This window comes from bacterium (genome assembly GCA_016786595.1).
GTDB lineage: Bacteria > Bdellovibrionota_C > UBA2361 > SZUA-149 > JAEUWB01 > JAEUWB01.
Map to the genome: position 1 here is coordinate 248,775 of JAEUWB010000060.1, position 13,833 is coordinate 262,607.

8 protein-coding genes are annotated in these 13,833 nt (G+C 45.0%); 7 read left to right on the forward strand and 1 reads right to left on the reverse strand.

Going from position 1 to position 13,833, the window contains the following annotated elements:
• Window positions 1–6 precede the first annotated feature (6 nt).
• A complete protein-coding gene (locus tag JNK13_11895) occupies window positions 7–1,212 on the reverse strand; it encodes a hypothetical protein (GenBank protein MBL7663444.1) in 1,206 nt (401 codons plus the stop codon).
• A gap of 229 nt (window positions 1,213–1,441) precedes the next feature.
• Here JNK13_11895 and JNK13_11900 point away from each other — a divergent pair, with 229 nt between their 5' ends.
• The 7 genes from JNK13_11900 to JNK13_11930 all read left to right on the forward strand — a co-directional run bounded on the left by JNK13_11900 (window position 1,442) and on the right by JNK13_11930 (window position 13,659).
• Window positions 1,442–2,707, forward strand: a complete 1,266-nt coding sequence (locus tag JNK13_11900) for a Glu/Leu/Phe/Val dehydrogenase (GenBank protein ID MBL7663445.1) — start codon at window positions 1,442–1,444, stop codon at window positions 2,705–2,707.
• Window positions 2,676–3,536, forward strand: coding sequence for a 23S rRNA (guanosine(2251)-2'-O)-methyltransferase RlmB (gene rlmB / locus JNK13_11905; GenBank protein MBL7663446.1), 861 nt, complete (start codon window positions 2,676–2,678; stop codon window positions 3,534–3,536). The genes JNK13_11900 and rlmB overlap by 32 nt, the downstream gene beginning before the upstream one ends.
• 128 nt (window positions 3,537–3,664) lie before the next feature.
• Window positions 3,665–4,669 carry a tryptophan--tRNA ligase gene (trpS, locus tag JNK13_11910; GenBank protein ID MBL7663447.1) on the forward strand — a complete coding sequence of 335 codons (1,005 nt, stop codon included), beginning with the start codon at window positions 3,665–3,667 and terminating at the stop codon, window positions 4,667–4,669.
• Window positions 4,670–4,936: 267 nt separating this feature from the next.
• Window positions 4,937–6,880 carry a hypothetical protein gene (locus JNK13_11915; protein ID MBL7663448.1) on the forward strand — a complete coding sequence of 648 codons (1,944 nt, stop codon included), beginning with the start codon at window positions 4,937–4,939 and terminating at the stop codon, window positions 6,878–6,880.
• 113 nt (window positions 6,881–6,993) lie between these two features.
• Window positions 6,994–7,896, forward strand: coding sequence for a segregation/condensation protein A (locus JNK13_11920; GenBank protein MBL7663449.1), 903 nt, complete (start codon window positions 6,994–6,996; stop codon window positions 7,894–7,896).
• 12 nt (window positions 7,897–7,908) lie between these two features.
• Window positions 7,909–8,559: an SMC-Scp complex subunit ScpB gene (scpB, locus tag JNK13_11925; GenBank protein MBL7663450.1), complete on the forward strand. Its 651-nt coding sequence runs from the start codon at window positions 7,909–7,911 to the stop codon at window positions 8,557–8,559.
• Window positions 8,560–8,661: 102 nt separating this feature from the next.
• The gene (locus JNK13_11930; GenBank protein ID MBL7663451.1) at window positions 8,662–13,659 is read left to right on the forward strand and encodes a choice-of-anchor D domain-containing protein; all 4,998 of its coding nucleotides are present in this window, start codon (window positions 8,662–8,664) and stop codon (window positions 13,657–13,659) included.
• The last annotated feature ends 174 nt before the right edge of the window (window positions 13,660–13,833 follow it).

The window sequence follows — 13,833 nt, forward strand, 5'->3', positions numbered from 1 at the left end:
TTTGCCTTAAGAGCTTGCCCCTGCTTGTTCAACGCTATACGGGCGAATTGAAATCCAAGCGGCTTGGGCGGCATTCTCAGTAAAAATCGCGCGGACTTGTTTTTTAGCTAAACTCTGAATCACGTCGGACTTAGCGGCCTTTTCCGACTGCAGCTCGAGAATTTTTTCAGGTTCGAGTGTCTGGAAGGTGTTTACTGAGCTGAGCGCGTTTTCGGCAAAAATTGTGACCCGCGAAATTTCAACATTCTGCTTGTCGTACAATTTAGCCTCTAGCGTGACATTGCGAAAATTGTAGGCAGTTTCATTATTTAAGATGCCCTCGACTACATAGATTTGCTTGCCATTATGCAACGTGGCAATGCTACCAGTAACGCTCTCAAGTGCAAGGCCTTGAGGTGGTAGAACGACGCTAGACTGTTCAGCTGGATTCGGACTGACAAGCGAAAACTCCATGACTTTTCCCACAGCCAGAAAAGCCAGCACTACGCATGCTGGGAAAAGCATCAAAAGTGAACTATTCAAGCTTAGCCCTTGAGTTTTGGTTGGAGGTTTTAACCCATAATTGTCGCGGTCCTCATTTGCAATTGAAGACTCGATCACAGCTTCATCAATAAAGCGATCGATAATTTGGCTATGCACTGGCAGTACGCTTGGTGTGCGTGTGCGAAATGTTTGATCTAAAACTGGCGCGCGCAGGGTATTGAAATTTGTTGTTGAGTGAAGTTCTTGATCGATTGTAAATGCAGATTCATCATAGCAGTCTGTGCGCTCAAAACTTTCCTGATCAGCTGAATGAGTTTGTTCCACTTCGTCTTGATCCATTTTAGACCAACGCACACTGGGGTGTGAAATAAACGCACGCATATCGACTTCAAGCACTTGATCTGTTGCCGCACTTGGCCAACTCACGGCGACTTCAGGAATTTCACCATGAGTTAGAAGGTCACGTTGTAAAAGATGCTGTGCTGTCTGAGTTCCGCTTGTGCAAGATGCGCTCTGCAGCATGCCAATGCCGCCAGACTGATCATAAGTTGGAGCTGCAGTTGTCATTGTCGCAGTTGAACTCTCTGAGCGAAAACGCTTCGGGGGGACTAAATTTAAAGTGAAACGTTCATCGCAAAGCTCGCAATGAAACCGCGGACTTTCCACATGAGCAACTTGCTTAGTATCAATTGCAAACTTAGTTTTACAGGCTGGGCATTCTACGATCATAATTTTTTAGAACCACCTACTTTTAGTGAAATCAGATACTTAATTCGTACCATAGGGGGGTACTAGCTAAACAAGTACAAAAATGCTGCTTTAATTTGAATGTAGAAGAATCAGTGTAAAATCGAGCTGCCAAGTCACAACGCTTGAGTGTTCATGGCACCCACTGGCACCGATTAGAGAACTATGTTTTATTGCTGCGGATATAGATTTCAATGGAGTATTAATGCTTATGTCTACAGAAATGCCGCTTTTTAGCAACGCACTTAAGCAGCTTGATCAAGCTTTAACTTATACAAAATTACACGAGGACACGGTTTCAATGCTGCGCCAGCCGAAAACCGTGATCCAGTTTTCGATTCCTGTGCGCATGGACAATGGCGCGCTTAAAGTCTTCAAAGGCTACCGCATCCAGTATAGCGATGCGCGCGGGCCGGCAAAGGGCGGAATCCGCTTTCACCCACAAGTTAACATGGACGAAGTCCAATCACTTGCTTTCTGGATGGCGATTAAGTGTGCCGTAGTGAATATCCCTTTTGGCGGTGGCAAGGGGGGTGTGCGTGTTAACCCCAAGGAACTTTCCAAAGCTGAATTAGAGCGCCTCAGTCGGGGCTATATTAACGGTGTCGCCGATTATATTGGACCAGATCGCGATATTCCTGCGCCTGATGTTTACACAGATGAAACAGTGATGGCCTGGATGTATGACCAGTACTGCGTGATTAAGCGTCAACAACTTCCTGCTGTCATTACTGGTAAGCCCGTTGCGCTCGGTGGTTCGCTTGGCCGAGGGGATGCCACTGGCCGTGGCGGCTTCTACGTGATGCAAGCACTACGTCAAGAGCTTGCGCTTAGCGGTGAAGCTCCAACAATTGCGATTCAAGGTTTTGGAAATGCTGGCACTCACTTTGCTCAGCTGGCCTCGGCCGCTGGCTATCGTGTTGTAGCTGTAAGTGATTCTAAATCAGGAATCTACAATCCAAACGGCTTGAATATCGAAGCGACAATCGCGGAAAAGAAGAAAACAGGCCAATTGGTTGCCAACGGGCTGGAAAAGCCGATCTCTAACGCAGAGCTCTTAGAACTAAACGTCGATGTGCTCGTTCCAGCGGCGCTTGAAGATCAGATTACAGTGAAAAATGCAGATAAGATTAAGGCTCATGTTGTACTCGAGTTAGCAAACGGCCCAACTTCATTTGACGCTGACCAAATTCTCTTTAAAAATGGCGTAACGGTGCTTCCGGATATTTTGGCAAATGCTGGCGGTGTCACAGTGTCTTATTATGAGTGGGTGCAAAATCGCGCAGGACATTATTGGCCGATTGAAAAAGTGCACACTGAGTTAAACACTACAATTTCTCAAGCTGCGCGCGACATTTATAAATTCAAAACCGATCGTAAATGCTCAGTGCGTGATGCAGCTTATGCGCTAGCGCTGGCCCGCCTTGGTTCGGCGATCGAGTCGCATGGGACACAGACATACTTTGGCAAAGCCTAAGCAAGAGATTGTTTGCGGAGCAAATCCTGTCCTTGAACTAATTAAGAGTCGGCCACAATCGATTGATTGTGTCTTTATTGCCGCAGGATCGAAGCGCGAACGTGAAGCTGAAAGGCTTGGGAAAATTGTCCGCGTACGCATAGTCGAGCGTCGCGAACTAGATGGCATGGTTCACGAAGTTCCACATCAAGGAATTCTGGCTGTGTTGCGGCAAGCAAAGCGTGGGCATGGCCCTAACGAAGAGCGCTCGGCTAAACCACAAACCTCTGAGCAAATCGACGCTGGGCCTGATTTTGGAATTGCTACAGCACCGACTTTTGCCGATTTTTGTAAACAGCTTGAGCGTGCTGCAGACCAGACCGAGAATTTATTAGTTGTGGCGCTTGATGAGGTGCAAGACCCGCATAATTTTGGAGCCATTCTTCGTGCGAGTGCATGCGCTGGAGCAAGGGCTGTTTTGATCGCAGAGCGTCGTAGCGCACCATTATCGATCGTTGCCCGCAAGGCCAGTGCTGGAGCTAGCGAGCGCATTCCGGTTATTGTTGTTGCTAACTTGAGAGATGCTCTACAAAAATTAAAAAAATACAATTTATGGATTGTCGGCACAGAACTTGGGGCTAAAAGTCAGAGTTTATATCAGACTGAACTACCCCAGCGTGCGGTGGTAGTTGTTGGATCGGAAGGCGCTGGTATTCGGCCGATCATTAGTCAGGAATGTGATTTTCACCTTGAAATCCCTATGCCTGGAAAATTTGACTCGCTCAATGTAAGTCAAGCGACAAGTATTGTGCTTTTTGAATTTGTAAGACAAGGCATTTTGAAAGTATGACTGCTGCCTGTCATTCAGAGCAGGCGACAGCATGCGTGGCAATCTCACACGACGAGGGCCAGCATTGCTGGAGATCGCCGCGGTCGCGCTGCTCCCTCGCGATGACAGTAAGCTATGAATATTAGATTATGAAAAAAGAGATTATTACTAAACACAAAGAGTTAGTTTTTTCTGGGGTGCAACCGTCCAGCGGGCAAGTCCACCTGGGCAACTATTTGGGGGCGATGCGGCGCTTTGTGACTTTATCAGCAAAGCACGAAACGATTATTTGTTTAGTCGATCTGCATGCGCTGACCTCTGTGCAGGATCCAGATAAGCTGAGCGAGAATACTTTAAGTTTGGCCGCCGCCTATCTAGCAATTGGTCTTAATCCAGAGCAAGTTACAATTTTTCGTCAGTCAGATGTGATCGAAGTTTGCGAGCTTTGTTGGTATTTGTCGTGTTTTTTCCCTTTAGGGCTTTTAGAGCGCGCGCATGCTTTTAAAGATGTCAAAGCGCAAAATGCCAATGTCAATTCAGGGGTAATGTTTTATCCTGTATTGATGGCCGCCGACGTACTTTTATATCGTGGCACGAAAGTCCCTGTAGGAGCCGATCAAAAGCAGCATGTGGAAATGATGCGCGATGTCGCCATCCGTGTGAATAACCAATGCGGTGAAATTTTTCCTTTGCCTGAACCATTGATTGAAGAATCAACCGGCGTAATTGTTGGCCTAGACGGGCGAAAGATGTCTAAACGTTACAATAACTATATTGGTCTGTTTGAAGATGCTAAATCGGCGCGCAAGAAGATCATGTCAATCGTAACTGATTCAAAAAGTGTTGAAGATAAAAAAGATCCTGAAACGTGTAACGTATTTAAACTTTATAAGCTCCTTGCCACCGATCAGGAGGTAAATGCTTTAGCTGAAAGGTATCGCGCCGGTGGGATGGGTTATGGTCATGCCAAGGAGGAACTATTTCAGGTCTACGAACGAACCTTTGGCCCAATGCGTGAAAAATATAATGACTGGATGTCTAAGCCCGAGGAGTTAAAGGTGATCCTAGCTGCGGGGGCCAAAAAGGCGCGTGCGGTTGCGCATCACACGATGGCACTACTGCGCGGAAAACTAGGTCTTGGTGAAATTCTTTGAACTAGTTTTCTGGCTAAGATTTCAAAACACGCTCTGACTCAAGGTAAGTGCCCGAAACATCTTCGTTTTTATTAAGCTTTTCTTTCTGAAGCAGTAACTTGGACCGGACGGATTATAGTCAGGAGACTTAATCCATTGGTTTTTAGGTTTTTTTTATTACTAACCGTGTTGGCTTTACTGGCGCTATCGTCTGCAAGTGCTACTGTTCAAGATTGTCCGACTTCTGGAAGATCCACGTTAAAACTTAGTTTCCCAAAGGGTCTGTCGATGACCGGCGGCACCTTAGTGCTTAAACGTAAAAATTCTCGATGCCGGGTAGTTAAGTTTTTCTCGACACGCAGTAGTAAGACTTTCAAAAAATTTCCACAGGGGGATTATGAATTAAGCGTTATCTCAAATTCTGGCTGTCACAAGAAAATATCAAAAAAACTTAGACTACGATCAAATCGATCGAGGTTTGTTAAGATCAAAGCTGATGTTTGTCCTGTTAGTCTTAACGCGGAGGTGCAATTACCAAGTTGCGACGGGGCGTCTAGACCGCTCATTCTATATCCGAACATAACTTATCGAGTCACTGGGCTTCAGGTTCGTAATTGTCCGTTGCAAATTGAGGCTGGGGCTAAGATTAAAATCGATCCAGATGCACAACTTGACTTAAAACGTGATCTAGTGATTTCACCTCGAGCAAATTTGTCTGCGGATCCAATATTCGTCGCAACTGCTCATGAAGATCGATGGTGGTACACACCGCTTATTTTGCGTAAATATCAAACGATTTACTTTGAATGGTTTGGTGGAGGGTATTGCCAGGTTGGGAGCGGCGCAGTTTGCGACTATGCGGATTCCAGTCAAGCCATGCAATTTGCGGTAAATGCGCTAACATCCGGTGGAACTCTCAGTACCTTTCAAAATTCTCCTGTAGCTAGTCATTATATCAACTTAAAGAAAAACGTAATTATTGCGCGTAATAATATTACTATCGATTTGAATAACAGTTTTATTCATAACGACAACTCAACTACGCGATTTATTTGCGATGGAGATCGCAATCCTAGCTTAGACCTCAATGATTTAAACCATCGCGTTGAAGGTTATTTGCAAGCGCTCTTTCCGGACGACTTGCCTCTAGCAATCGAGCAACGTTGGGAGCGAGCGATTAGTAATTGTCAGATTCGTGAAGTGCAATTTGGATTACCAAATCTTAATTTATCTCCAGCTCAGCTCTCAAGCAATAAATCAGGAATCGCGAATTTTCGCTGGGTTAAGCACGGACTAGCTGAAGACATAACCCGATTAGGACCAGGTTCATCAGGTTTAACACTGCAAGTTTGTCGTGATTGTGTGGCGCGCAGAATCCAAATCCGTGGGTCTCAAGATGGATATTTTATTTATGCTCATGGACGTTATAACTGGACTGCTAATATGATAGCGATCCTTGTGCACTTATCAGAAAACACACGCATCGAGGATCTATATATTGCGGATGCCCCACTTTTTGCTGGAATCCAAGTCAAAGGTGGAAAAAATAATACAATCATAAATTCGACAGTTGAGAATTTGATTGAACCGATTAATAAATGGAGACTTAAGAACCCACTGAACCCTAGTTCAGGCTTAGAGCGAATCCCGACGAATGATTTGGGGGAATATTTAGATTACGCTAATCCACCAAATGTTGTAGGGATTAACTATGGATCGCGAGTCGCATTTTGGGATCGTGGAGACTCGCCGTACCAAACTCCTCAAGCTGATCCGGCACGCCTACCTAAATTCAGCTACCCGTATTTAGGTTCAGGTTATGCATTTGCTGATTTACGTCGCGCAAGTCGCAATACCGTCTGGCAAAACTTATCAGTTTTAAATGCTCCAGCTTATAGCGCCTTTTCATCGACTGAGTCCTTTGCTTCGCAATATTTTAATCTTTATGCACAGAACGTCAACAACGGCATGGTTTTTAATCGTCAGGGTTCGACGTTAGTCGGCGGGGAATCGGGGCATCAAATTCAGCATATTAATTTTCATAATATGATATCGAATGGCATTTATCTAAAAGTCGAAGCAACTGCCGAAGCTGATATGTCAATTTTGGCAACTGCCCATGCTGGGAATAATTATATTTCAAGATTGCAACCAAACTCCGGATGCATCAGATTTGCGCCTGGAGTTCTGGCAAGCGTGTTTGTAGGCTTTGAAAATATCGATTGCCACTAACTCCGATTCTGAATAAGCCTTAAATTTAAGCACCTTGAACTAAAATCAATAAAGTATTACAGTGCTTTATCGCGGAGGAGACTTTTCCTCTATAATTTGCTAGGTAATAGAGCATGCAAGAAATTACGTCGCCTGAAGTAAGTGCGACAACAGCACAAAGTTTTTTTGGATCTTTTAACGTCAATCTGGAGATTTTCCAGGGGCCGCTTGATCTACTACTGCACCTCGTCAACCGCGAAGAAGTTTCAATTGACGAAGTTGACCTTTCAAGAATCGCCGAAGAATATTTACAAATCATTGAAAATGCTAAACGCCTCGACCTGGAACTCGCCTCCGAGTATTTAGTCATTGCAGCAACGCTTTTAACGATTAAGAGCGAGCGAATTTTAACCGGTAACCTAGTCCGCCGCGACTTAGGTAGTTTGGAAGATTCTTCTCAGTTTTATGATGAGCTACGTGCACGGCTCAAGGAATATGAGAAGATTAAGTTACAAGCTGACGCTTTACGCACTCATTCACAGTCGGGCTTAAACGTTTTTCGACATTTTCCTGCGGAATTGCCACAGTCTACTGAGAATGAAGATGACTTTGAAGTCACAGACGACGCGTTCTCCTTGGGGTCGTATTTCTTCCAACTGCTCAAACGAGTTGGCGGCACACTTGAAGTATTACGGATTAAACTTGAATCGATCCCTGTGGTCGACTTAATGATGCGCGCGATTAACTTTATGCGTGATTCAAGCGAACGTAAATTTTCAATCTATGAACTTGCGCGCACGCTACGTAGCACAACCAAGCGCATTGGTGATGCTAAGACGGCTGTAATTGGGACTTTTATCTCGGTTTTAGAGCTTGCTAAGCGAGGAGTAGTTGAGCTTGAGCAGGATGGTGAAGGCGGGAATATTGCGATTGCTCTAAATATGCTTGCCCCAGATGCTAGCTCAGTTTTTGATGTTAAGAACGATAACCCAGAATCAGAGACGCGCTTAGAGGCAAATTTTAATCACCACGAATAAGCTTAAGTAGTTATGGAAAACATGCAAGATCAATTTGAAGGGGAAGTTCAAGAAGTACTAGAGGCAGTTGCCTGCGACTTAGAGCCCCGAGCGCTTGTTGCTGCAGTGATTTTTTCAAGCCCGCGCCCGCTTAGTTTTGAGCGGATTATTGCTGCAACTGAATTAGATCAGGAGCAGGTTGAGCAAGCATTGAAAGAACTTCAAGCGGAAGTCAATGAAGATAAATTTGGATTTTCTTTAAAAGAAGTTAAGGGCGGGTATCAATTTTTTTCATCACTCAAGGCGGCCCAAGCTGTGAGGAAAATTGTTCCTCCTAAAATTAAACGTTTAAGTCGGGCTGCTGCTGAAACACTAGCAGTGATTGCATATAAGCAGCCAGTCGACCGCGCTCAAATTGAATCAATTCGTGGAGTTGATGCGCTACCGACATTAAAAACGCTTTTGGATTACAAACTTATTCGCATCGTCGGCAAACAAAACACTCCTGGTAGCCCAGTGCTTTATGGTACAACGGATCATTTCTTAGAGCGATTTCAATTACGCGATTTAGCTGATTTACCTTCCGTGCGTGATTTAGGCGAATTGGTTGAAGCGACTGCCGATGAAGAAGGTGAAACACCTGATTCTACCTTTGAAGCAGAATCAGACAATCTAACATCATAAAATCTCTAGGTTTTCGCAGGAAAAAGTTTGGACCAAACGATGTCGGTCTGACATACTAACATGCGCATATTTTATTCTTGCTTTTCACCGGAGATGAAAATCATGAGAACACGAATATTTTTGAGCGTTTGCCTGTTTATCTTGCTATTTTTTTCGCAGATAGCACTAGCCCAGCCATATTTAATTGATACATCTAGTAGTGACAACGCAACAAGTAATACCTCACAACGTAAAACATTTTTCGATGCAGTTAATAACACACATTGGGCATTTTACTATTCTGGTTCCCAAATAGAATATGCTTATTCAACTGACGGCGAATTGTGGACGCTTTTGGGGAGTTTGCCTTATAACACTCCGAATTTTTCTTTGACTTATAAAAATATTGCCGGAACGGCTTATGCATTTTTTGCAGTTGAGGCAAATACGCATGATATCGTAATCCGGCGCGGAGCGTTGACTGCAACAACGATTACATTTGGGTCAGAAATAACTGCCCTGAATGGAACAAGCCAAACAAATAGTTTTAGTAAGCCTAATCTGATCTTGGATCAAAGTAATAAACTTTGGGTTGCGGCTTTGCGTGATTATGGCCCAGAGCTTCATGATCGCTATCAGGCTCATGCAGTTCGTTCGATCAATACAGCTGACGGCGATTTGTCTACTTATGAATCAATAATGGTGATTGGACGTAAAAATCCGAATCTGAAAGATTTGGTGATGATTCCCGAAACTGGCTCCAATATTTCAATGGTCATGAACGGGGAAGGAACCAATGTCACGGCTTATCGTTACAATGGAACGACGTGGTCTATCAATAATGCAGGTGGCGACTATTCATGGTTTAATTTTAACGGCAGTACGATTGGGTTAGGCGTGCAAGCAATTGCCATTAACGGCAGCGACATTTACTTTGGCGGTGAATTTACTGATGCTGGTGGGATTGTCCAGGCAGATGGAATCGTCCGCTGGGATGGAACAACCTGGAGTACACTAGGTACAGGACTAAGCGAAGATGCGAAAGTTTATACGATAGTCGTAAATGGTGGTGATCTTTATGTGGCGGGTTCATTTTCTAGCGCAGGTGGAGTAGCTGGAACTGCAAATATTGCACGCTGGGACGGAACATCTTGGCATTCAATAGGAGACGTTGTTGGCGGGACAATCTATTCGATTGCTTTTGATGGAACTGATCTATACATCGGAGGCATTTTTACAAATGCTGGCGGTAATAATGACGCAGACAATATTGCCTATTGGGACGGAAGTGCTTGGAACGCCCTCGGTTCAGGGGTGAATGCTTTCGTTCGAAGTGTCGCGATCATTGGATCTGATGTTTATGCTGGTGGTGGTTTTACTAATGCCGGGGGAGTGGCTGCAGCAGACAATATTGCGCGTTGGGATGGTGCAGCTTGGAATGCATTGGGCACTAGCACAGATGGTGATGTCTACTCGTTAGCAAAATCCGGATCAATATTATATGTTGGAGGTAGATTTGATTCAGCTGGTGGGGTCGGTAATACTAAAGGCATAGCTACATGGGATGGAACGACTTGGGGCACTCTCGGATCTGGATTAGGTGGCACTGCTGCTAATGTTTATGGGATTAGCGTTGCCGGATCAAATATTTGTATTGCAGGGCAGTTTCAAAATGCTGGTGGAAATAATGATGCTGACAATGTGGCTTGTTGGGATGGCGCAGCTTGGAACGCACTTAGCGTGGGTGCTTCTAACACGCTGTTATCTATTGCAACTTCTGGATCTGACGTTTACGTAGGCGGAGCGTTTGTTGACGATCTGACCGGTAATATCGATTATATCGGCTTGTGGAATGGTTCTGCCTGGTCAGGCTTTGCTGATTTTATGAAGCTCGCTGCAATCGGTGGGCAAGTTAATGCAGCGGTGTTCTATAATGGCGAACTCTATCTTGGTGGGACATTTACTAACGCTGGAGGCGTAGCCCAAGCTGACTATATCGCACGTTGGAATGGCGAATCTTGGAGTGCACTTGGATCGACTCCTCTAGTTAATTATGTTCATTCATTAGCAGTCATTGGCAATGACTTATATGTCGGGGGAGATTTTATTTCAGCCGGAGGAGTTTCGGGCGCGAATACGATCGCGCGGTGGAATGGCACAAATTGGAGTGCACTCGGATCGGGATTAAATGCAGGAGTAATGGCAATTTCGCAATACGGGACGGATATTGTCGCCGGTGGTTTTTTCACAAATGCTGGTGGAGATCCTAACGCGGATTTCATTGCTAGATTCGACGGTGCAAGCTGGGGCGCTTTTGGAACGGGCATGGATGGACCGGTCAGAGCGCTCGAACCAAGTGGGTCAAGTTTATATGCTGGAGGAGATTTTTCCTTAGCCAGTGGAGTTGTAAATACATTACGAATCGCACGTTGGGATGGAACAAGCTGGAATGCGCTTGGGTCAGGAATTAGTGGAGTTGTTTATTCAATAGCCGCATCTGGAACCAATGTTTTTGTCGGGGGATTTTTTTCTAGTGCTGGTGGCGTGCCAAATGCAGACGGTATTGCGCGTTGGGATGGAAGCGCCTGGAATGCACTTGGCACAGGCATTGCTGGCACTGTTTATGACATACAAGTGTTGGGAGATGCTGCATATGTAGCTGGCTCATTTGTTAATGCAGGAGGCGGTGCTAATAATGATTATATTGCGTTTTTTAGCCAGGGTGCGTGGAATCCAATCGAAAAAGGATTGAACAATCGAGTTAATACGATCGCGACTAGTGGTATTCAGTTTGTCTTTGGTGGGCAATTTACAGCGACTGCTGACAATACGCATGATTCAAAAAATTTAATCCAATACACGCGAGCAGTGATCCCAAATGCTGATACATCATCCGATATTAGTGCAATAGGAGATAGTTCAAATAATTTACACTTATTGGCAGTAGATAATAGTAGTAACATTTATTATCGTCAGTATGATTCTGATCTTAGTCAGTGGGTAGATCTTGTCCCTTTAAATGCTACTGACGCTGCGTCTAGACCGGGAATCTCATACAGCCCTGATACAGGTAAAATTTATGCTGTTTACCGTGATGGCAATAGTATTTTCTTTAGGCGTGCGGTGAGTCCATATGCCGCTGCAAATTGGGATTCAACAGCTACTCCAATAATAAACCTTGGCCCAAACACAAATCCAAACGTCCAAGCAGACATTGCCAGCGATCGTATTTTGGTAAATTGGACATCTGGTTTTTTCGCGCCATTTAATGTCTATTCATCGTTGATTTCAATTGATCAAGAAATGGCAGTGTTGGGGAACAGTTCAACGATTGCTGATGGTGATGCCGCTCCAGATCTTTTTGATCACACTGATTTTGCAACTGTATCTTCTGCATCGGGAACGGTGACAAGAACTTTTACGATCCAAAACCTGGGCGAGCAAAATCTTATCTTAAGCGGCAGCCCTAAAGTAGTAATCAGCGGTGCGAACGCCGCAGATTTTACGGTGACTTCTACACCTGCCACTCCGCTACCTGAAGGTCAAACTACGACTTTCCAAATTACCTTTGACCCTAGTGCTGTAGGAGTAAGGACGGCGACGGTGTCGATTGTAAATAATGACGCGGATGAAAATCCCTATGATTTTGCGATTCAAGGAGAAGGTTTACTCGATACCGACGAAGACGGAGAGCCTGATGTAGCAGACCTGGATGACGATAATGACGGGGTAACTGATACGCAGGAAGGAATAGATGGCACAGACCCACTTGACGGAGGAAGTTTCTTGCAGGTGTTAGGAACTACTGTATGCACAGATTGGAACGGGTTTTTAGACATGTTTAACATTATGGAACATGTGAACCTGGCGCTATCGACCAGAGCATTTACAACGACGATTTATAACATTGGTGGAGTGGGCCAGAGTTCTCAGAACGGGGCAGTTCTGTCTGGGGCGCAAACTGATGTGCTAGTTCATGACATGACCGGCTTTATTGATAGTTCATACGGAAGAGTTTGTTCTACTCATGACGGTAGTGCGGGGGAAGTAGATGGTCGCATGGCTTACTACCGACCAAATGCTACAGGCTATGACTATGCCTTCACGTTACCGTTTAATAATCCTGTTCAGGGCAAGCAGTATGTATTGTTTAACACATATCAGCCGAGCTTAGATTCAGCCGATGCCAGCAACTTTGTAGCTAACTGGGTGCAGGTAACAAACCTAGAGAGCACAACTCAGACTGGAACGCTATACTATTATTCGCAGGCTGGATCTGTCTTAGCAACCGATACGCAGACAATACCTGCAGGAGCTAGAAGAGATTTCTCTGGGCACCAGTTTGGGCCAACTCTTGTAGGGATGATCGAGTGGAGGCCGAATAACAATAATGCACAGTTTCAGATGCGTTCAACGCGGTATTTTTATGATAATGCGACTCTGGCTGAAGGATTCGATGGGGCTGTGCCATTAGATGGCATGAAGGGGTCAGGACAAGCATTAGTCGTGCCACTGGATACGAGAAGCAGCACCGCAGTGCTAGAAGTCGGAAATGCTACATCTTCAAGTCAAGCAATAGTAGTGCAGTTTTACTCTGGTGCTGGCGCATTACTTGGAACCCAGAACTTAAATCTACCGGCTTATGGCTCAGTGCATTTAGTAGCCGATGGAATAATCATAAATTCTCTTGGTAGTGCCAAGATTGACGGTGCTGCAAGTCAGGGGGTTGTTGCTACGGCGATGCAATATGGGCGGACAGCGTCGCTTGGCATTAATTACGTCTATGCAACGCCTGCTAAACAAGCTCTGGGTTTAGGACTTAAGGGTTCGTATAATACATTCCTTGGTCAGTCGTGCGAATTGGAGATAGTGAATGCTTCATCGAGTGCCACAACTGCGACAGTGGGCATGAAGCGTTATGATGGAACAACAGTCTTAAGTGGACAGGTGATTAATTTAGCTGCGAATGGCACGGCTGCTTATAACGCGTGCGCTAATGATATGAGTGATGTTTACGGAGTAGTCACTGTTGATGCCGCTACGAATAACACACTCTCGGCTCATGTTATACGCAAACGCCCTGCAAATGATTATCGCTTCTCAACCCCAGTTAGACAGTAGCAGTGTAATCGTCATGATCTGAGGCGATGTTTTGATTTGCCTCAGATCATATGGTGAATAGTGGATTTTTCTCGCTCCCTTCCTAGATTAGCGATTACGGGAGCAGTATTTTTTATTGGTCTTAAGACTGACCTCCAGCGGCAAAAAAGGCAGCAGCAGAATAGAGAAACCTTT